Source organism: Mixta sp. Marseille-Q2659 (assembly GCF_940807255.1).
In the GTDB taxonomy this organism is placed as follows: domain Bacteria; phylum Pseudomonadota; class Gammaproteobacteria; order Enterobacterales; family Enterobacteriaceae; genus Mixta.
Genome location: NZ_CALNWY010000006.1, coordinates 13,537 through 34,305, shown reverse-complemented (window position 1 = coordinate 34,305; position 20,769 = coordinate 13,537). Strand labels below are relative to the sequence as shown.

The following is a 20,769-nucleotide window of genomic DNA, read 5'->3' as shown; positions in this document are numbered from 1 at the left end:
TCCGTTAAGCGTAGCTATTCCGCAATGCTAATCCTTGTGCGTTTTGTAATATCCGGCTGATTAAAAAAAGAAAAGATAAAAGGAATTTATCTATGAACAGGCTTCTGTACCGCATTGTATTTAATAAAGCTCGTGGCATGTTGATAGTGGTGGCCGATATCGCGCGAGCCTGTTCTGGCGGCTCTGCCTCTTCCGGCATCGGACATAACCATCGTCGCCTGATCTGCCGTCTCAGCACAATTAGCCTTAGCTTCTGGCTGGCAAGCGGAGCGGTTCAGACGGCGCAGGCCACCATTGTGGCCGATAAATCCGCACCGGGTAAGCAGCAACCCACAGTGATCGCCAGCGCCAACGGTACACCGCAGGTCAATATCCAGACCCCATCCGCTGGCGGAGTCTCACGCAATACCTACAGCCGCTTTGACGTCGATAAGAAGGGCGTCATCCTCAATAACTCCCGTAAGAACACCGCTACCCAGTTGGGTGGGATGGTCAGCGCCAACCCGTGGTTAGCGAAGGGCGAGGCCAAAATCATTCTTAACGAGGTGAACGCCCGCGATCCAAGTCGCCTGAATGGTTATATCGAAGTTGCCGGGCAGAAGGCGCAGGTGGTTATCGCCAGCCCGTCCGGCATTACCTGTAACGGCTGCGGCTTTATTAACGCCGGTCGCGCAACGCTGACCACCGGGACGGCGCAGATGCAGAACGGCAATCTGACCGGCTATCGCCTCGACGGCGACGGCGGATAAAAACAAACTCAATACCGGCACGCTGGGCTGGAGCGATATCCGTAACGAGGCGGAATATCAGGCTGAACACCAGGGCGTGGGCGTCAGCAGCGGGGGCAGCATCGGCAGCCAGTTCGCGGGGAACATGGCGAACGGCCTGCTGGCGGGCGTTAACCGTTCGGACAGCGCCAGCTCGACGACACATGCGGCGGTGAGTGAGGGTACGCTCATCGTGCGTGATAAAGAGAACCAGACGCAGGACGTGGCGGGTCTGAGCCGGGACGCGGAGAATGCGAACCAGACGCTGAGTCCGATATTTGATAAGGAGAAGGAGCAGCAGCGGCTGAGGGAGGCGCAGCTGATAGCGGAAATCGGTTCGCAGGCGATGGATATTGCGTCGACACAGGGGAAAATCATAGCGGCGCAAAAGGCACAGGAGAAGTTGTCCGGAGCGACGCAGGATGACCGTGATAAGGCGCTGGCGGCGCTGAAGGCGAAAGACCCGACAAAAAATTACAGTGACGATGACATCACAAATGAGGTTTACAGTAACTTCTATAACCAGGCGTACCGGGAAAGCGGTTTTGGTACGGGGGGCAAGGTACAGCAGGCCATCCAGGCGGCGACGGTGGCGGTGCAGGGTCTGGCGGGTGGAAACCTGGCGCAGGCGGTGAGCGGTGCGGCAGCGCCGTATCTGGCAGAGCAGATACATAAGCTGACGGAAGGCAACGCGGAAGCAAAAGCGATGGCGCATGCGGTGGTGGGTGCGGTCACTTCATACGCAGCCGGAAACAGCGCGCTGGCGGGAGCGGCGGGCGCGGTAAGCGGTGAGCTGATGGCCGGGCTGATAATGAATCAGCTGTATCCGGGTAAGGAAGTCAGCGAGCTGACGGAACCGGAGAAACAGACGATAAGCGCGCTGGGCACGCTGGCGGCGGGGCTGGCAGGGGGCCTGGCAGGGGACAGCACCGGTAATGCCGTGGCAGGTGCGCAGGCAGGAAAGAACGCGGTTGAGAATAACTATCTGAGCGTGTCTGAGAAGACGGAGCTTGAGCTGGCGAAGCAGAAACTCCAGAACAGCAAAGATCCGGCAGAGCGAGAGAAAGCGCAGCAGAAAATCAATGAACTGCATGAAAAGGATATCACCAGCGATAAGGAAGTGATCGATGCATGTGGCAATGGCAATGCTGGAAGTGCGGCTTGTGCGAGTGCAAGACTGAAGGTTATCGCGGCGAAAGGCGAATACGAAAACACCGGTAACTACAACTCAAAAGCCAGCCAGCAGTACGCAGATGCTTACGGACAGATAGTGAACCTGCTGAATATCACCAGCGTTGATGCGCAGAATCAGCAGCAAATCCAGGATGCAATGATCAACTTCTTTATGGTAACGAAAGGTGTTGACTATGCTACAGCGAAAGGTTACGCCGAGCTGAAGCAGGGGGCAGATATTATTGTTGCTTCGGTAACACCAGTGTTAGGTTCGGCAGCAGCAAAACAGCTTAGTAAAGTTGTCGATGCTAATCTTAAGGTCGTGGCAAAAGGTAATGTTGACGGGACTAAATTTACTGATACAAATCAGGGAGCAAGACCTTCGAACTTGGCAGATGTAAATAAACCAACACTGATTGACGGACGTATCCAGGCTAAAATAGATAAGCAAAATAAGCCTCTTCCCAATGGAAATATGGCTACAGCTCATGCGGAGGTCGGGGTTATCCAGCAAGCTTTTGAAAAGGGTATGTCTCAAGGGCGTGAGATGACTATGAGTGTATCTAAAGAACCTGTTTGTGGTTATTGTCGTGGTGATATAGCCGCTATGGCCGATAAAGCGGGACTGAAATCTTTAACAATTTATGAAGAAGCTACAGGCTCTGTTCTTTACTGGCAGCCTGGAATGAAATCTCTCAAGATTAGGGATTAAATGAATTTTAAAATGAGTTGGACGTTAGATGGAAATGGCGGGAATAAACAGATCTCAAGCTGGAATGATGTGTTAAATCAGTTGGAACGGCTTCAGGGAAAAGAAGGATCTCTTACGCTTGATATGTTGACCAATGTGGACACTGGTGCGGAAATGCTACAAGTCAGAACGGAAAAAGGTTATTACCTAATAACATTAGGTGAAATCTGTGAAGATGAATATCAAGTAAGAACATACTGGAATTCTTTTATCTCTGATGCCGAAATAATGTTACTTGGTGATCGTTGGTCTGAACGGCAGCTTACAAAAAACTTTGATCTTGTCGTCAGGATCTTTAAAGAATTTTTCGATACCGGCAACGTCTCAACGGATCTGCTAAATTAATATATGAATCCTAACCCTTTCTTGTTAGGATTTTACTTTATACACAGTCAGTTACCGTTCTGTCTCTGAGGCTTACTTATCGTCTCGATCAAATCAGTGACTTGGCGCTGCTTGCGGGCGGAAAAAGCGCGTCGGGACCAAAAAACCGTGGCGCTGAACGGCACCGGGAAAAATCGGCTGTAACTGACGGAAATCGCAAGGAAAAAACGGTTCCGGCGGCTGGCTTCACAACTGAAGAAGTTGTTGTTGAGAATAATGCGCTGGGTGCAATGGCTGGTTCAGATCTTGGGTTCTGGCTGGGTAAAACACCGGATGCGACGACAGAAGATAAAGCGAAACTGGCTGGTGATATAGCAAAGGGTAATGCAATTGTCTCAGCAGAACTCGCCGGAACCGTGGGGCCGGGAGTATTACCGAAAGGTGCGCAAATTACAGCGGTAATAGGTGGTGGCGCTAATACTATTATTCAGTATGTGGTAAATGGTGAAGTAAATTATACCGATGCGCTGATAGCCAGTTGGGTTGGCGCGGCCACATCGAATACCGGACTGTTAGGAACAGTCGGCTGGAATGCAGCTGGAGGCGCAACTTCAAACTATATTAAAGGGGATGATCCTTTATCTGGGGCAATCATAAGTGGTGGCTCTGCTGGCATAGGATATGGCTTAGGCCAGGTAGCAAAAGGGCCTCTTAACAAAGTAATGAACCCTAATTGGAAAAAGTGGGAGTGGGTTGATATGGGGATGGGGATGAGTAAACCAATGCCTTTAGACCCGCGCCCTGCCGTGATAGGAAATATTATCTCCTCTGGTTCAACGGAAGGTATTGGTCAGGAAGGACCTAAAGCTGTTAGCTCTCCAAAAGAAGGGGAGAAATAATGCGCAACCTTCTCAGATTAATTACCACCATATTGTTTGTCATAATAATCGTCACCGTTGGTATTTTTATTAGTCGAGTTTTATTCAAGCTTATTGAAATCAGGAGCTTTAACATACCTTTCATTGACATATTAAAGGTCAGTCTTAAAGCAGGTGTGGCAGGAGGATTAGTAGGTGGGGTAGGCGTTTATCTTATTCCTTATTTTGCTAAAAAAATGCCCAAGCGATAATATAGAAATAGTTTAATCCCGGCCTTCGCGCCGGTATTGTAGTTGAGAATAACTTCCTGCACGCTGAACAGATTGACGATTTTGCGGCGAAGGCCAAAGGCTGTGAAGCCCGTGGCGACTGCGGAAAAGTCGTGAAAGAAATGGAAGAGCTGAGCCTGAAGCAGCAGCAGGAAATGATCGCAGTCTGTGCCACCAGTCCGGCCGCCTGTAAGGAGAAATACGGCGATATTCCTGCTAACGGAATGCTGGTACGTGAAGCGATAGATCGTGTGCTGGGTGATGATGTGCCATCAAAAATGAAGAATGATATGTCTTCATTACTGGCGCAGCAACTTGAGGCGGAAGGCGTTGTATCCAGTACCGGGTTTGCGAATGAGCTTAAAAACCGATACGGGATAGACGGTCAGCAGGCTGATATATTGGCGGCGGCGGCGTTAGGTGCGGTTACCGGTGGAATGAGCAAAGGCGGTAAACCGGAAGCTGGTAAAAATATTGTTATTGTGGACTCAGGCAAGAAAGGTGCCTGGAACAAAGCACTGAATAAGCCGGAACCGAATACGGTTTATAAGGTGGATGGTGATAAGACATTCCAGACTGATGCTCAAGGTCGAACGAGTCTTGCTGAAGGTACTTTGTCATGGTCGAAAAATGACAGGAATATTTACCAGCAGTGCAAAGCTGGTAAATGTGGTAATCCTGGAGATGAAGGTGGCCACTTAATTGCCAGTATTTTTAATGGGCCGGGTGAAAAACTTAATCTTGTTCCTATGGATGGTAACCTTAACAAAGGTGTCTGGAAGCAGATGGAAAACACTTGGGCTAACGCTTTGGGTAATGCTGCCAACTTACTGATTTAGTGTATGATGGTGATTTTAAGGTGCTTGCGTGGCTTCCATTTCCATCAGATGTCCTTCCTGCTCCGCTACTGAAGGCGTGGTGCGTAACGGCAAAAGCACTGCCGGACATCAGCGCTATCTCTGCTCTCATTGCCGTAAAACATGGCAACTACAGTTCACTTACACCGCCTCTCAGCCCGGTACGCACCAGAAAATCATTGATATGGCCATGAATGGCGTCGGATGTCGCGCCAGTGCACGCATTATGGGCGTTGGCCTCAACACGGTTTTACGTCACTTAAAAAACTCAGGCCGCAGTCGGTAACCTCGCGCATACAACCGGGCAGTGATGTGATTGTCTGCGCTGAAATGGACGAACAGTGGGGCTACGTCGGTGCTAAATCACGTCAGCGCTGGCTGTTTTACGCGTATGACAGGATACGGAGGACGGTTGTGGCGCACGTCTTCGGTGAACGCACTCTGGCCACACTGGAGCGTCTTCTGAGCCTGCTGTCGGCCTTTGAGGTCGTGGTATGGATGACGGATGGCTGGCCGCTGTACGAATCACGCCTGAAGGGAAAGCTGCACGTTATCAGCAAGCGTTACACTCAGCGCATTGAGCGACATAACCTGAATCTGAGACAACATCTGGCAAGGCTGGGACGGAAGTCACTGTCGTTCTCAAAATCGGTGGAGCTGCATGACAAGGTCATCGGGCATTATCTGAACATAAAACACTATCAGTAAGTTGGAGTCATTACCAATTTTAACTTTATTAATACTGTCACGCACTCTAATTTATTAAGGCGTCGGTTAATACTAAATATTCTTCTGCTTGCGCCTTCTTTAAAACAATCAAGGAAGAAAACATGAAAAAAACGGCTCTCTCTCTTTTTATCTTTTCTTTAATGCCTGCTCTCAGCCAGGCGGATACGCAAACCGTCTCCCTGGGCTGGGCCCATTCGAAAATGAGTTCGCTTGATAGCCTTAACGGTGTCAATCTAAAATATCGTTATGAAACAGACTCTCCGCTAAGCCTGATAGGATCGTTCACGTGGTTAAGTGGCGATAAAAAGCTTGTTAGTTATGCAAGCAGGGAGCGTATAGAAAATAAAGCTGAGGTCAAATCTTACAGCCTGATGGCAGGCCCGGCATGGCGGGTAAATGAATATATCAGCTTCTATGGGCTGCTTGGGTTGAATTACGTTAAAGCAGATGTTCGCTCTCACTGGTTTAACTGGGAAGGCCAGTTTGTCGAGCGAGGCTACCTGACGGAAAATCATAAAAAAACAGCTTTCGCTTATGGCGCCGGTATTCAGCTGAATCCGCTAGAAAATGTTGCGGTGGATATAGGTTACGAAGGCTCTACCTTTGAAATGGCAGGAAAAGATTATCATCTTAACGGGTTTAATATTGCTGTAGGCTATCGCTTTTAAAGCGGCTTAGTTAAATCAATGTCTCGTTATGCGGCCAGGGCGGTTTTCAATACCGCCCTGGCTTTTCATTACTGACGTTCTAAAAAGTGAACCGCTTTATCAGGAAAATCGGTAAACAAACCTTCCACCTGCGCTTTATTATATAACGCGTCAAAAAGCTGGTTTATATCCGTTGCATAAGGCGGCAATTGGTCAGCACGCACCGTATAAGGATGAATTTGCAAATGACTGGCATGCGCTTCCTGAGCTAAAGGCGTCAGGCGAATATCGCCGGGCTTTGAGTCAGCGCTGAAAAGCTCATGGTAATCCGGGCCGATGCCATCGACATACTTCGCCAGCTCCTGCATCGCACCTGGCTTAAACATCCAGTCGTAACTGTAATTTATCCATTTTCCCTGTTGTAGCTCCTGAGTTTCATGGGAGTCAGTCTCGGTAATAAGCTGCACCAGCCGCAAATCCATCCCCATTTTCGGTTCCAGTTCCGTTTTAATGCGCTTCAGCTCGTTAAAATCGAAACATTGCAGCCAGACATTGTCCTGCCTGCCGCTGTATCCGTACTGCTTCAGCACCTGCAACACCTTACTGGCGATGTCTTTGCCTTCCTGATGATGAAACCAGGGGGCCTTAATTTCGGTATAAATCCCGATGTTTTTACCGGTTGAGTGATTTAACCCCTGAATAAACTCAATTTCTTCCTCAAAAGTATGAATACGGAAAGTGGATTTTCCACCAGGGAAGCGATCGGGCCAGGTTTGTACCTTCTTGCCATCCCTGAGCGTAAAGCCTTCCGTAAAGTTCAGGCTGCGAATTTCATCCAGCGTGAAATCAATCGCATAAAAGCGCCCATCTTTACGGGCGCGCTGAGGAAAGCGTTCGGCGACGTCGGTCACACGATCGAGATAGTGATCGTGTAAAACCACCAGCCGATCGTCCTTCGTCATCACCAAATCTTGTTCGAGAAAATCGGCGCCCTGCGCATAAGCCATCGCTTTGGCGGGCAGCGTATGTTCAGGAAGGTAGCCGCTGGCTCCGCGATGGGCGATGACCAGTTTGTCATGAGTCTGCGCACTAACGCCGCAGGCGCCGCTCAGCAGCAGCGCTGCCAGTAACAGTTTTAGGTTCATTTTGCGCCCTCTCGCTGCATCTGCTGTTTATGCTTGTTTTCACTCAACATGGTCAGCAGCAGCAGGATCACCGCCAATACGCAGCCGCCAATCATAATCATGAAACCGCCATCCCAGCCGAAAAAGTCAACGGTATAGCCGACAATCGCGCTGGCCGCCACCGAGCCGCCGAGGTAACCAAACAGGCCGGTAAAGCCCGCCGCGGTTCCGGCTGCTTTTTTCGGCGCCAGCTCCAGCGCATGCAGCCCAATCAACATAACCGGTCCGTAAATCAGGAAGCCAATTACGATCATGCAGGCCATATCCACGCCGGGATTGCCTACCGGATTAAGCCAGTAAATGACGGTGGCGATAGTAACCAGCACCATAAAGAACACGCCGGTTGCGCCACGGTTGCCTTTAAAGACTTTATCTGACATCCAGCCGCACAGCAGAGTGCCGGGAATGCCTGCGTACTCATACAAGAAGTAAGCCCAGGATGATTTATCCAGCGCGAAATGCTTCACCTCTTTCAGGTAGGTAGGCGACCAATCCAGAATGCCGTAGCGCAGCAGATAAACGAAAACGTTGGCCAGCGCGATATACCACAACAGTTTGTTGGGCAGGATGTACTGCATAAAAATCTGTTTGGCCGTCAGCTCTTGCTCATGTTGGGCGTTGTAATCGGGCGGGTAGTCATTTTTGTACTCTTCGATCGGCGGCAGGCCGCATGATTGCGGTGTATCGCGCATGAGCGCGAAGGCAATCAACGCAACGATAATGGCGCCGAAGGCGGGCATATAAAGCGCCGCTTTCCAGTCATTAAACCAGGCCATACCAAGCAAAAAGAGCAGGGGGGGAATGCCGCCGCCAACGTTATGCGCACAGTTCCAGACGGAAACAATGCCGCCGCGCTCCTTCTGCGACCACCAGTGAACCATCGTTCGTCCGCACGGCGGCCAGCCCATTCCCTGAAACCAGCCGCAAAGAAACAGCAGCGCAAACATCACCATAATGCTGGAGGTTGCCCAGGGAACGAAGCCCATAAACAGCATGACAGCGGCAGCCAGAATCAACCCGGCAGGCAGGAAAAACCGCGGGTTAGAGCGATCGGATACCGAGCCCATAATAAATTTAGAAAAGCCGTAGGCGATGGAAATGCCGGACAGCGCAAAACCGAGATCGCCGCGTGAAAAGCCCTGTTCCACCAGATAAGGCATCGCCAGCGCAAAGTTTTTACGCACCAGATAGTAGGCGGCATAGCCAAAAAAGATGCCGAAAAAAATCTGCCAGCGTAGACGACGGTAAAGAGGATCGGTGCGATCCGCCGCGACGCGCGGTTGATGAGGTGCTGGCTTAAAAATGCTAAGCATAAAAAATCTCCAAAGGCGCAGAATGGGTTTAAACACCCGAAAAATGAGCGAAATAGAACTTCTTGCATGAAAATGTTCTATTTCGCGCAAAGGATAGGGGCAGAAGGGGATGACGACTGTGAGGAAGGGCGCAAATGTTACAGTTTTATGACAAGATGTTGTAAAGCGGCTCACAAAAATCGCTTTCAGGAAAACGCGTATCGCTAAAAATCGTTCATTTTCCAAGATAAACAGGCCGTTTCGCTTTCGCGCATAGACATGTTAATTAGCGGGATGGATTGGGTCTAAAGTGAACAGATGTAAACCAGAAAGTCGCTAAGCTTTCCGCGCATTCCGCTACAATAGCGCCCTGTTTAACTATCGGATGCGTAATGTGGCGCTACTCATTATTACTACCATTCTCTGGGCTTTTTCATTCAGCCTGATTGGTGTTTATCTGGCGGGGCAGGTGGATAGCGTCTTTTCGGTGCTGGTGCGTCTGGCGCTGGCGGCGTTGGTGTTCCTGCCTTTCCTGCGTTGGCGCGGCTATCGTGCCTCGACCCTGCTGCTTTACATGCTGGTCGGCATGATGCAGCTGGGCATAATGTATCTGCTGAGCTTTGAGGCTTATCTCTATCTGAGCGTACCGGAGTTTTTACTGTTTACCGTTATGACGCCGCTGTACGTCACGCTGATCTACGATTTGCTGAGCCGGCGCGGCGTGCGTATCGGCTATCTGTTCAGTGCGCTGCTGGCGGTATTAGGTGCCGCTATCATCCGTTACGACCAGCTGAGCGATCATTTCTGGATTGGGCTGATCCTCGTGCAGCTGGCTAATATCTGTTTCGCTATCGGTATGGTGGGCTATAAGCGCCTGCAGGAAACGCGTCCGATGCCGCAGCACACCGCTTTTTCCTGGTTTTATATCGGGGCGGTATTAATTGCCATAATTGCCTGGTTCCTTTGGGGGAATCCGCAAAAATTACCGACAACCCATCTGCAATGGGGAATTTTAATGTGGCTCGGAATTGTCGCTTCCGGCCTGGGATATTTTATGTGGAATTATGGCGCAACGCAGGTCGATGCCGGTACGTTGGGTATTATGAATAATATGCATGTTCCGGCGGGGTTGTTAGTTAATTTAGCAATTTGGCAAGAGCAACCTGACTGGCCGCCTTTTATTATTGGTGGCGGATTAATTATTGCCTCGTTGTGGATTCATCGCCGCTGGGTTCGCTAATAAAAAAAGTACCGCTATCAATAATGATAGCGGTACCCATCATTTTAATTAGCCGACAACGTTGGTGCGAATGGCGTCAAGAAAATTAGAAAAAGTTGTTTCAATAGCCAGACCCAGACGGCTACAAAAATCCTGACCTGCCTGCTGTGCGGTTTCTGCTTCTTAGCCCAAATTAAAAAGTTTATTCAGGACGGTGACGGCATTAGAAAACAGGTCGCCGTAAGATTGAGATAAAAATCCTGCGCTTTACCGGCGCCGCTTACTGCCTGAATTTCAGTGGTTGATAATACTTTCATAATTAATCCCTCATGATTGATATTTCCATATTGGGGAAATATTTCCCCCAAGGGAGTTATGCTTTTTACCGATGTAGGATCAATTAATTAAGAATCAGGGTTTAATTAATTATTCCGTTAATAGAAAAACGCACAGGGCATTATTTTTTGAAGAGGTGACCTGCAAAAAATAATACTTATAGGGCGATATTTATTTTCGCCCAGAATACTTATTAGCTTACCGGTAATACGCTGTGTGATGCATCACGCACAAAGGGTAAATGCTGGCAGGCGTGCTGACGCGCAGAACGGATAAAGGCGTCAATAACTGGCTGGCGCTGCTCGCCATCCCTGACCGCCGCGTACAGACGGCTCCATAAACCGGTTCCCAGCGTTTTAGTGGTAATCAAACCCTGACGCTCGAAGTTCTCTACCACCCAGTGCGGCAGCGCGGCGATACCCATGTGCGCCGCGACCATCTGTACCAGCAGCAGCGTGTTATCCACGCTTTTCAGAGCCGGGCTCACGCCCGCAGGCTGTAAAAAGTGACGCCAGATATCCAGACGCTGCCGTTGTACCGGATAGATCATCAGCACTTCCTGGGCCAGATCTTCCGGCGCGATATGGGCGATTTTCGCCAGCGGATGATCCGGTGCCAGCACCAGACGAACTTCAAAATCGAACATCGGCGAATAGTGCAGCCCGCTGCGCGGCAAAATGTCTGATGTCAGCACCACATCCAGTTCGCCCTGCTGTAGCGCGGGCTGCGGATCGAAGGTCACGCCTGATTTGAAATCCATCATGACCTGCGGCCAGCTTTGGCGGAAGGTATCCAGCGCTGGCGTCAGCCACTGAATACAGCTGTGGCATTCAATGGCGATGCGCAGCGTAGCCTGATGCGGCTCATGGCAGGCTTGAAGCGCCTGCTGAATTTGCGGCAATACCTGCTCCGCCAGCTGTAACAGAATTTCTCCCTGCGGCGTAAAGCGCAGCGGCTGACTCTTGCGTACAAACAGGCGGAAACCGAGCCGTTGCTCCAGATCGCTGAATTGATGGGATAACGCTGACTGGGTTTGATGAAGCTGTGCCGCCGCTGCAGCCAGGGAACCGGTATTCCTGAGAGCCTGTAGCGTTCGCAGGTGCCTGATTTCGATCATGAGAGTCCTTCACATCGACAATGAACAAATTGCGCTTGAGGAATATACAGTACCTGCAGATTATAGCGGTGTAAACATCTGGACGGCTAAACATCCTGATCGGCCCGTCATTTTACGTTTGGGCAGGGTTCGCAAGCCATCCGACTGCGCTGCGTACCGGTTGTGTTGCGCTGGCCGTACCTAAACTGACTGCGCCGATACCGCTAAATTAATACGCTTTTATGGAGAAACAGCATGACCATTTTGAATCATACGCTCGGCTTCCCTCGTGTCGGTCTGCGTCGCGAATTGAAAAAAGCGCAGGAAAGCTACTGGGCTGGCAACAGCAGCCAGCAGGATCTGCTGGAAGTTGGTCGCGAACTGCGTGCGCGTCACTGGCAGCAGCAAAAAGAGGCGGGCGTGGACATTGTGCCGGTCGGTGACTTTGCCTGGTACGATCATGTGCTGACCACCAGCCTGCTGCTGGGTAACGTGCCGGCGCGTCATCAGAATGCGGATGGTTCCGTCGATCTGGATACGCTGTTCCGTATCGGCCGTGGTCGTGCGCCAACCGGCGAGCCTGCCGCCGCCGCCGAGATGACCAAATGGTTTAACACTAACTATCACTACATGGTGCCGGAATTCACTAAAGGTCAGCAGTTTCGCCTGAGCTGGACGCAACTACTGGATGAAGTGGACGAAGCGCTGGCGTTGGGCCATAAAGTGAAGCCGGTACTGCTGGGACCGGTAACTTATTTGTGGTTAGGAAAAGTGAAGGGCGAACCGTTCGATCGTCTGTCGCTGCTGCAGGATATTCTGCCGGTTTACCAGCAGGTGCTGGCCGAGCTGGCGAAGCGCGACATCGAATGGGTGCAGATTGATGAGCCGGCGCTGGTGCTGGAACTGCCGCAGGCGTGGCTGGATGCGTTCAAACCCGCTTATGAGGCGCTTCAGGGCCACAGCAAACTGCTGCTGACCACCTATTTCGACAGCATCGGCCAGAATATTGACGTTATTCAGGCGCTGCCGGTACAGGGCCTGCATGTCGATCTGGTTCATGGTAAAGATGACATCGCCAGCCTGAACGCGAAAGTACCCGCCGCCTGGCTGCTTTCTCTCGGCGTAATTAATGGTCGTAACGTCTGGCGCGCTGACCTCAGCAGCTGGTTTGAACGCCTGCAGCCGCTGGTCAGCCAGCGCCAGCAGCTATGGATCGGCTCTTCCTGTTCGCTGCTGCACAGCCCGATCGATCTTAACAGCGAAACCCGCCTGGATGAGGAAGTAAAAAGCTGGTTCTCCTTTGCGTTGCAAAAATGTGGCGAGCTGGCGCTGCTCAGCAAGGCGCTGAATAACAATGACGCTGCCTCGCTGGAAGCCTGGAGTGCGCCGATCCGCGCGCGTCGCCACTCTTCTCGCGTGCATAACGCGGCGGTAGCGCAACGTCTGGCCGCCATTGCTGCCAAAGATACCGAACGTCAGAGCAGCTATGCCGAACGCGCTAAAGCGCAGCGTCAGCGTTTTCAGCTGCCTGCCTGGCCGACAACCACCATCGGCTCGTTCCCGCAAACCACTGAAATTCGCGGCCTGCGCCTTGATTTCAAACAGGGGCGTCTGGATGGTAATCATTACCGCACCGGCATCGCAGAACATATCAAGCAGGCGATTGTCGAGCAGGAACGTTTAGGTCTGGATGTGCTGGTGCATGGTGAAGCCGAGCGTAACGACATGGTGGAATACTTTGGTGAACACCTGGATGGCTTTGTCTTTACGCAAAATGGCTGGGTACAGAGCTACGGCTCCCGCTGCGTGAAGCCGCCGGTCATTATTGGCGACGTCAGCCGCCCGGAACCGATTACCGTTGAATGGGCGAAATATGCCCAGTCGCTGACCAGCAAGCCGGTAAAAGGCATGCTGACCGGCCCGGTTACCATTCTCTGCTGGTCGTTCCCGCGTGAAGACGTTTCCCGCGAAACCATCGCCAAACAGATTGCGCTGGCGTTACGTGACGAGGTGGAAGATTTGGAGAAAGCGGGCATCGGCATTATTCAGATTGATGAACCGGCGCTGCGCGAAGGCTTGCCGTTGCGTAAGTCCGACTGGGCGGCCTATCTGACCTGGGCGGTGGATGCTTTCCGCCTTAACGCTGCGGTAGCGCAGGATGATACGCAGATCCACACCCATATGTGTTACTGCGAGTTTAACGACATTATGGATTCCATTGCTGCGCTGGACGCCGATGTGATTACTATCGAAACCTCGCGCTCCGATATGGAACTGCTGGAATCCTTTGAGGAGTTTGAGTATCCAAACGAAATCGGTCCAGGCGTGTATGACATTCACTCGCCGAACGTGCCTGACGTTGAATGGATGGAAGCGCTGCTACGCAAAGCGGCACAGCGTATTCCGGTTGAGCGCCTGTGGGTTAACCCGGACTGCGGTCTGAAAACGCGCGGCTGGACGGAAACGCGCCTGGCGCTGGCGAACATGGTGCAGGCCGCGCAGAAGCTGCGTGCGGAAAGCCGCTGATTTAGCCTCTGTGTGTGGTGTTATATTGGGGCGCCCGGCGCCCCTTTTTTATTTCAGCTGGCCGGCTTGACGCCGTATTGATGAAACCAGGCCAGCATGCGCTGCCAGCCATCTTTGGCTGACGCTTCGTGATAGCTCGGACGATAATCGGCATTAAAGGCGTGGCCAGCCTCTGGGTAAACGATAATTTCCGCCGTGGCGTTTGCAGCATGTAACGCCTGGCGCATCGTTTCCACGCTCTCCAGCGGAATACCGTCATCTTTCGCGCCGTACAGACCCAGCACCGGCGCATTCAGATCGACCGCAATATCGACCGGATGCTTCGGCTGCTTCATGGTTTTCTCACCGACCAGTTTACCATACCAGGCGACGCCCGCTTTCAGCTGCGGATTGTGTGCGGCATACAGCCAGACGATCCGGCCGCCCCAGCAAAAACCGGTAATCGCCATATTGCGCATATCGCCGCCGTGTTTCGCCGCCCAGTTGGCGACGTGATCGAGATCCGCCAGCACCTGCGCATCGGGCACTTTGCTGACCAGCTCGGAAAACAGCTGTTTAATATCGCTGTATTCACTCGGATCGCCCTGACGGAAATAGAGTTCCGGCGCAACCGCCAGATAACCTTCCGCCGCCAGCCGACGACAAATATCACGAATATGTTCGTGAACGCCAAAAATTTCCTGCACGACCAGCACTACCGGCAGCGGGCCGTCAGCTTCTTTTGGGCGCGCAAACCAGGCGGGCATATTTTCGCCCTGGGTATTGATAGTGGTTTCGCCGCCCTGAATCGCGTCATTGTGCGTAATAATGGTGGTTGAAGCCGTGGGCGATACCGCAGTAGCGAAGCCGCGATTACGCTCTTTCTGAGCCAGATTGTCTTCGGTTTTCATTGTTCTCTCCGTGCTGCTATTAGCGCAATCCGGTAACTATAGCCAAAATCAGCCAAAGGCTCCGGCCTGCATGTCTGCCTTCTCTTTAACATTCTGCTGGATAAATACGCACCGCAAGTTGTAGCAAATAAGTAAGGCAGAGTGATTTAATGTGACATTTATCACGTTGTTTTTTCTAAAAAATGTAAGTTTCATTTTCATGGGTGATTAATCTCACATATTTATGGCGGCATTTGCCGTAGAGTTGTGTCATTCAGCGAATTTTCTCAGGAGGGGTTATGGCCCAGTCAGATGTGTTTCATTTAGGACTTACCAAAGCGGATCTACAGGGTGCCACGCTGGCGATCGTGCCGGGCGACCCGGAACGCGTAAAAAAAATCGCGGCGCTGATGGATAACCCGCAGCATCTTGCTTCACATCGTGAATTCACCAGCTGGCGCGCCGAGCTGGATGGCAAAGCGGTGATTGTGTGTTCTACCGGCATCGGCGGTCCGTCAACCTCGATCGCGGTTGAAGAGCTGGCCCAGCTGGGCATTCGTACCTTCCTGCGCGTTGGCACGACCGGCGCGATTCAGCCGAATATTAATGTCGGTGATGTGCTGGTCACGACTGCGGCGGTACGTCTGGACGGCGCCAGCCTGCACTTTGCGCCGATGGAATTCCCTGCCGTTGCCGATTTCGCCTGTACCACCGCGCTGGTGGAGGCAGCGAAAGCCTCCGGCAATACGCCGCATGTCGGCGTTACCGCCTCTTCCGATACCTTCTATCCCGGCCAGGAACGCTACGACACCTTCTCTGGCCGTGTCGTCAGCCGTTTCCAGGGTTCGATGAAAGAGTGGCAGCAGATGGGCGTGCTGAACTATGAAATGGAGTCCGCCACACTGCTGACCATGTGCGCCAGTCAGGGACTGCGCGCCGGTATGGTGGCTGGTGTTATCGTCAACCGTACCCAGAAAGAGATCCCGGACGCGGCCACCATGAAACAGACCGAAAGCAATGCGGTCGCCATTGTGGTGGATGCAGCGCGCCGCCTGCTGGCGTAATGTTCAGCGCCGGGCCGTTCTACGTTCCGGCGCAGGACGCTGGTATCCTGATCGGGGCTGGCCTGCGCCAGCCTCTTTTTTTGTCTGGACATTCATACAGTGCGCCTCTACCTTTGCTCTGTTTGCAGTGGTAAGGAGAGGAAGCGGTGGATAATCAGCTGATTATTGGCGTCAGTTTTGCGCTGGCTGGTGGCCTGGTGGGCTGGCTGTTTGCCCATTTTCGTGCGCTACAGCAGCAGGCCGCACAGGAAACGGAGCGACGCCTGCTGGAACAGGCGCTGGCGCAGGCGCAACAGCAGGAAGCTCATCTGCAACAGCAACGGCAGGCTGAACAGCAGCAGCTGCAGCTGCGGGAAAAAGAGCTGCGTCAGCTGCACGGCGCGCTGACCGCCGCGCAGGAAAAACTCCAGCATTTCGACTACTGGCGTAATGAGTGCGAACAGCTCAGCCGCGAACTGCGTAATCAGCTGGAAGTGAACAGCGCGCAGGAAGCGGAGCTGCGCGAGGTAACCATCCGCCTCGAAGAAACTCGCCTGGCCGCCGAAGAGAAACAGCGTCTGCTGACCAACAGCGAACAGCGTCTCAGCGCGCAGTTTGAAAACCTCGCCAACCGTATTTTTGAACAGAGCGGCCGCCGCGTCGATGAGCAGAACCGTCAAAGCCTGAACGGGCTGATTGCGCCGTTGCGCGAGCAGCTGGACGGCTTTTGTCGCCAGGTGCAGGAAAGCTTTGGCCAGGAAGCGCGCGAACGCCATACGCTGGCCCACGAAATCCGTAATCTGCAGCAGCTGAATGCGCAAATGGCGCAGGAGGCAATTAACCTCACCAAAGCGCTGAAAGGCGACAATAAAACCCAGGGCAACTGGGGGGAAGTAGTGCTGACCCGCGTGCTGGAAGCCTCCGGCTTACGCGAAGGCCATGAGTATGAAACCCAGGTCAATATTCAGGTTGATGCGCAAAGCCGTATGCAGCCCGATGTCATTGTGCGTCTGCCGCAGGGCAAGGATGTGGTGATCGACGCCAAAATGACGCTGGTGGCCTATGAACGCTATTTCAACGCCGACGATCAAGTGCTGCGCGAGCAGGCGATCGGCGAACATATTTCCGCTATTCGCGGCCATATTCGTCTGCTGAGCCGTAAAGATTATCAACAATTACCCGGTTTACGTTCGCTCGACTATGTGTTGATGTTTATCCCGATCGAACCGGCCTTTTTGCTGGCGATCGATCGCCAGCCGGAGCTGATTAGCGAGGCGCTTCAGCACAATATTATGTTGGTCAGCCCGACAACGCTGCTGGTGGCGCTGCGTACCATCAATAATCTCTGGCGCTATGAACATCAGAGCCGCAACGCGCAGCGGATTGCCGATCGCGCGGCGCGGCTGTACGACAAAATGCGGCTGTTTGTCGATGATATGTCCTGCATCGGTCAGCATCTCGACCGCGCGCAGGAAAGCTATAATCAGGCGATGAAAAAACTGGCGGAAGGGCGGGGCAACCTGATCGCCCAGAGCGAAAGCTTCCGCCATTTAGGGGTAGAAGTTAAGCGCAGTATTAATCCACGTCTGGTGGAACAGGCGATGCCGGAAGCCCAGCGACTGGAAGACGATGAGCCAGAAAATGACCAGGCGGAAAGCGCGCCGGAACAGGGCGCCGTGGCCTGGCACGACAGTATTCGGCAGCGATGAATAACGCCGGGCTAACGTGCCTGACTACGGGTACTCTGTTACACTGCAAAGATATTTGATTGTGGAGCAGGTGAAGCAGATGGCAGATGAATCCAGGGAAACGACACACTTCGGCTTTCGTACCGTAGCCAAAGATGAAAAAGCGGACATGGTAGCGGGCGTATTTCATTCCGTTGCCGCCAAATACGATCTAATGAACGATTTGATGTCGATGGGCATCCATCGCATCTGGAAGCGTTTTACCATCGATTGCAGCGGCGTGCGCCGTGGCCAGCGCGTATTGGATCTGGCGGGCGGAACCGGCGATCTGACGGCGAAATTTTCGCGTCTGGTAGGAGAAACTGGCCAGGTTGTGCTGGCAGACATCAATAGCTCCATGCTGAAAATGGGCCGCGAAAAGCTGCGCAACAGCGGCGTTATCGGCAACGTTAACTATGTGCAGGCAAATGCCGAAGCGCTGCCTTTCCCGGATAACTATTTCGACTGCATCACCATCTCTTTCGGCCTGCGTAACGTGACGGAAAAAGAGAAGGCGCTGGCCTCGATGTTCCGCGTGCTGAAGCCGGGCGGTCGTCTGCTGGTGCTGGAATTTTCCAAACCGGTACTGGAACCCCTGAGCAAAGTGTACGACGCTTATTCATTCCATGTGTTGCCGCGTATCGGCGAGCTGGTGGCGAAAGATGCCGAAAGCTATCGTTATCTGGCTGAATCGATCCGTATGCACCCCGATCAGGAGACGTTAAAGTCGATGATGATGGATGCCGGTTTCGAAAACACTTCGTATCACAACCTGACGGGCGGAATTGTCGCTCTGCACCGCGGGTTCAAGTTTTAAGCAGGAAAGCGAATGACGTTAACCCCGCTGTTAACCGCCGGTCTGGAGACCGCACTGAATCGAATTCTTTATCGCGATCGCGGCCTGAAAGCGGCCCGTCAGCGACTGAACGGCAAAGTTTTACAGCTCCGCTTACAGGAGCTGTCTCAGCCGATCACGCTGGTATTCAGCGAACATCAGGTGGATGTGCTGGGCGAATGGCAGGATCGCTGCGACTGTACGGTGATTACGCGTCTGTCGCTGCTGCCAAAGCTGCGCGATCGCCAACAGCTGACCGGCATGATCCGCAGCGGCGAGCTGGAAGTCGAAGGCGATCTGCAGGTGGTGCAGCAGTTTTCCGCGCTGATCGATATGGCGGAACTCGATCCGGCTGAATATCTGGCGCCCTGGACAGGCGATATCGTGGCGCAGGGCATCAGCAACGTCGCCCGGCGCGGGCTGCAATTTTTGCGCGGCGATTTCCAGCGTAAACAGCGCTACCTGAGCGAAACGCTGACCGAAGAGTGGCGCGTGGCGCCCGGCGCGCTGGAGATGGCCTGGTACGGCGAGGAAATTGAGGCGCTGGAGCGCCAGGCCAGCCAACTGGAACAACGTCTGCAACAGCTGGAGGCGAAATGACGCCTGGAGAAATTCGCCGCCTCTATTTCATTATCAAAGTCTTTCTGAGCTACGGACTCGATGAACTGATTCCGCGCCTGCGTATCACTTTGCCGATTCGCCTGTGGCGTCGCGGCATCTTCTGGCTGCCGAATCGCCATAAAGATCTGGAACTGGGCGTGCGCTTGCGTATGGCGCTGGAAGAGCTGGGGCCGGTCTGGATCAAATTCGGCCAGATGATGTCTACCCGCCGCGATCTCTTTCCGCCGCTGATCGCCGATCAACTGGCGATCCTGCAAGATCGCGTGGCGCCTTTTGACGGCAAGCTGGCTAAAGAGCAGATTGAGAAATCACTGGGCGGCCCGCTTGAGGCCTGGTTTGATGATTTTGATATTACGCCGCTGGCTTCTGCCTCTATCGCGCAGGTGCATACCGCCACGCTGAAAGAGAACGGCAAAGCAGTAGTCATCAAGGTGATTCGCCCCGATATCCTGCCGGTTATTAAAGCGGATATGCGACTGATTTACCGTTTTGCCCGCTGGCTGCCGCGCGGTGCCGGAAAGCCGTCGGCTGCGTCCGGTTGAAGTGGTGGCGGATTACGAAAGACGCTGCTCGATGAGCTAAATTTGCTGCGCGAGGCGGCAAACTCCATTCAGCTGCGCCGTAATTTTGACAACAGCAAGTTGCTCTACGTGCCGGAAGTCTATTCCGATTACTGTAGCGAATCGATGCTGGTGATGGAGCGCATCTACGGTATTCCCATTAATGACGTGGTGGCGCTGGAGCAGCATGGCGTCAATATGCGGCTGCTGGCCGAGCGCGGCGTTCAGGTCTTTTTCACCCAGGTCTTCCGCGACAGCTTTTTCCATGCCGATATGCACCCTGGCAACATTTTTGTCAGCTATGAACATCCGCACGATCCGCTCTATATCGGCATCGACTGCGGTATTGTTGGCTCGCTGAATAAAGCCGATAAGCGCTATCTGGCGGAAAACTTTATCGCTTTCTTTAACCGGGACTACCGCAAAGTAGCCGAGCTGCATGTGGATTCCGGTTGGGTTCCCGCGAATACCAATGTGGAAGATTTCGAATTTGCTATTCGCACCGTCTGCGAGCCGATTTTTGAAAAGCCGCTGGCGGAGATCTCATTTGGTCACGTGCTGTTGAACCTGTTCAATACTGCGCGCCGCTTCAATATGGAAGTGCAGCCGCAGCTGGTACTGCTGCAAAAAACGCTGCTTTATATTGAAGGCGTCGGGCGTCAGCTCTATCCGCAGTTGGACCTGTGGAAAACGGCGAAACCCTTCCTGGAAGACTGGATTAAGGACCAGGTCGGCATCCCAGCCATTATCCGTTCGGTTAAAGAGAAAGCGCCATTCTGGGCCGAGCGTCTGCCGGAATTGCCCGATCTCTTTTATGACAGCATGCGTCAGCACAAGCGCCTGCAATACAGCGTTGACCGCCTGGCAAATGAACTCAGCGTACAGCGCGAGAAACAGCATCAGTCGCGCTATCTGTTTGGCATCGGTACGACATTGCTGTTAGGCGGCATCGCGCTGTTGATCGCCCGGCCAGCAATGGAAGTGTTGCCGACGGTAATGATTGTCGCTGGCGTGCTGGCCTGGCTTATCGGCTGGCGTCGTTCGGGCTAATTGTCAGGAAAGGTAA

General features: G+C 52.9%; 18 protein-coding genes and 1 pseudogene. 15 read left to right on the top strand and 4 right to left on the bottom strand.

Annotated elements, in window-relative coordinates:
• The first annotated feature begins 92 nt into the window (after window positions 1-92).
• The 8 genes from P3C52_RS06335 (at window position 93) to P3C52_RS06300 (ending at window position 6,416) form a co-directional block, all read left to right on the top strand.
• Entirely contained in the window at window positions 93-749 is a 657-nt protein-coding gene (locus P3C52_RS06335; RefSeq protein ID WP_275554335.1) for a filamentous hemagglutinin N-terminal domain-containing protein, read from the top strand.
• A gap of 124 nt (window positions 750-873) precedes the next feature.
• Window positions 874-2,652: a VENN motif pre-toxin domain-containing protein gene (locus P3C52_RS06330; protein WP_275554334.1), complete on the top strand. Its 1,779-nt coding sequence runs from the start codon at window positions 874-876 to the stop codon at window positions 2,650-2,652.
• 12 nt (window positions 2,653-2,664) lie between these two features.
• Window positions 2,665-3,036 carry a hypothetical protein gene (locus P3C52_RS06325; protein ID WP_275554333.1) on the top strand — a complete coding sequence of 124 codons (372 nt, stop codon included), beginning with the start codon at window positions 2,665-2,667 and terminating at the stop codon, window positions 3,034-3,036.
• A gap of 101 nt (window positions 3,037-3,137) precedes the next feature.
• On the top strand, window positions 3,138-3,914 hold the full coding sequence (locus P3C52_RS06320; protein ID WP_275554332.1) for a hypothetical protein: 777 nt from the start codon (window positions 3,138-3,140) through the stop codon (window positions 3,912-3,914).
• Window positions 3,914-4,144 (top strand): hypothetical protein, encoded by a 231-nt coding sequence (locus tag P3C52_RS06315; protein WP_275554331.1) that lies wholly within the window; start codon window positions 3,914-3,916, stop codon window positions 4,142-4,144. The genes P3C52_RS06320 and P3C52_RS06315 overlap by 1 nt, the downstream gene beginning before the upstream one ends.
• A gap of 140 nt (window positions 4,145-4,284) precedes the next feature.
• A complete protein-coding gene (locus P3C52_RS06310) occupies window positions 4,285-5,001 on the top strand; it encodes a DNA/RNA non-specific endonuclease (protein ID WP_275554455.1) in 717 nt (238 codons plus the stop codon).
• 28 nt (window positions 5,002-5,029) lie between these two features.
• Window positions 5,030-5,727, top strand: a protein-coding gene (locus P3C52_RS06305; protein WP_094106546.1) for an IS1 family transposase whose coding sequence is annotated in 2 segments (ribosomal slippage) — window positions 5,030-5,279 and window positions 5,279-5,727 — 699 coding nt in all. Because the reading frame shifts where the segments join, the coding sequence is not laid out codon by codon here.
• A 122-nt stretch (window positions 5,728-5,849) separates the two neighbouring features.
• Window positions 5,850-6,416, top strand: a complete 567-nt coding sequence (locus P3C52_RS06300) for an Ail/Lom family outer membrane beta-barrel protein (protein WP_275554330.1) — start codon at window positions 5,850-5,852, stop codon at window positions 6,414-6,416.
• 68 nt (window positions 6,417-6,484) lie between these two features.
• Here P3C52_RS06300 and glpQ read toward each other — a convergent pair whose 3' ends face one another.
• Entirely contained in the window at window positions 6,485-7,540 is a 1,056-nt protein-coding gene (glpQ, locus tag P3C52_RS06295; RefSeq protein WP_275554329.1) for a glycerophosphodiester phosphodiesterase, read from the bottom strand.
• Window positions 7,537-8,892, bottom strand: coding sequence for a glycerol-3-phosphate transporter (gene glpT, locus P3C52_RS06290; RefSeq protein ID WP_275554328.1), 1,356 nt, complete (start codon window positions 8,890-8,892; stop codon window positions 7,537-7,539). Before glpT ends, glpQ begins: the two co-directional genes overlap by 4 nt.
• A gap of 373 nt (window positions 8,893-9,265) precedes the next feature.
• Between glpT and P3C52_RS06285 the strand changes: the two genes are divergently transcribed.
• Window positions 9,266-10,111 (top strand): carboxylate/amino acid/amine transporter, encoded by an 846-nt coding sequence (locus P3C52_RS06285; RefSeq protein ID WP_275554327.1) that lies wholly within the window; start codon window positions 9,266-9,268, stop codon window positions 10,109-10,111.
• Between the two features lie 508 nt (window positions 10,112-10,619).
• Here P3C52_RS06285 and metR read toward each other — a convergent pair.
• Window positions 10,620-11,543, bottom strand: coding sequence for an HTH-type transcriptional regulator MetR (metR, locus tag P3C52_RS06280; protein WP_275554326.1), 924 nt, complete (start codon window positions 11,541-11,543; stop codon window positions 10,620-10,622).
• A gap of 234 nt (window positions 11,544-11,777) precedes the next feature.
• On the opposite strand from metR, the gene metE reads away from it, so the two are divergent.
• Entirely contained in the window at window positions 11,778-14,048 is a 2,271-nt protein-coding gene (metE, locus tag P3C52_RS06275; protein WP_275554325.1) for a 5-methyltetrahydropteroyltriglutamate--homocysteine S-methyltransferase, read from the top strand.
• A 53-nt stretch (window positions 14,049-14,101) separates the two neighbouring features.
• On the opposite strand, the gene P3C52_RS06270 is transcribed toward metE, so the two are convergent.
• Complete coding sequence (locus P3C52_RS06270; RefSeq protein WP_275554324.1) at window positions 14,102-14,938, bottom strand: dienelactone hydrolase family protein; 837 nt, start codon at window positions 14,936-14,938, stop codon at window positions 14,102-14,104.
• A gap of 278 nt (window positions 14,939-15,216) precedes the next feature.
• On the opposite strand from P3C52_RS06270, the gene udp reads away from it, so the two are divergent.
• From udp to ubiB, 5 genes and pseudogenes are all read left to right on the top strand, one after another.
• The gene (gene udp, locus P3C52_RS06265) at window positions 15,217-15,981 is read left to right on the top strand and encodes a uridine phosphorylase (protein ID WP_275554323.1); all 765 of its coding nucleotides are present in this window, start codon (window positions 15,217-15,219) and stop codon (window positions 15,979-15,981) included.
• A gap of 146 nt (window positions 15,982-16,127) precedes the next feature.
• Window positions 16,128-17,669, top strand: coding sequence for a DNA recombination protein RmuC (gene rmuC, locus P3C52_RS06260; protein WP_275554322.1), 1,542 nt, complete (start codon window positions 16,128-16,130; stop codon window positions 17,667-17,669).
• Window positions 17,670-17,748: 79 nt separating this feature from the next.
• A complete protein-coding gene (gene ubiE / locus P3C52_RS06255; RefSeq protein WP_275554321.1) occupies window positions 17,749-18,504 on the top strand; it encodes a bifunctional demethylmenaquinone methyltransferase/2-methoxy-6-polyprenyl-1,4-benzoquinol methylase UbiE in 756 nt (251 codons plus the stop codon).
• Window positions 18,505-18,516: 12 nt separating this feature from the next.
• A complete protein-coding gene (locus tag P3C52_RS06250; RefSeq protein ID WP_275554320.1) occupies window positions 18,517-19,122 on the top strand; it encodes an SCP2 domain-containing protein in 606 nt (201 codons plus the stop codon).
• Window positions 19,119-20,753 (top strand): annotated as a pseudogene (gene ubiB / locus P3C52_RS06245) (ubiquinone biosynthesis regulatory protein kinase UbiB). Before P3C52_RS06250 ends, ubiB begins: the two are co-directional and overlap by 4 nt.
• The last annotated feature ends 16 nt before the right edge of the window (window positions 20,754-20,769 follow it).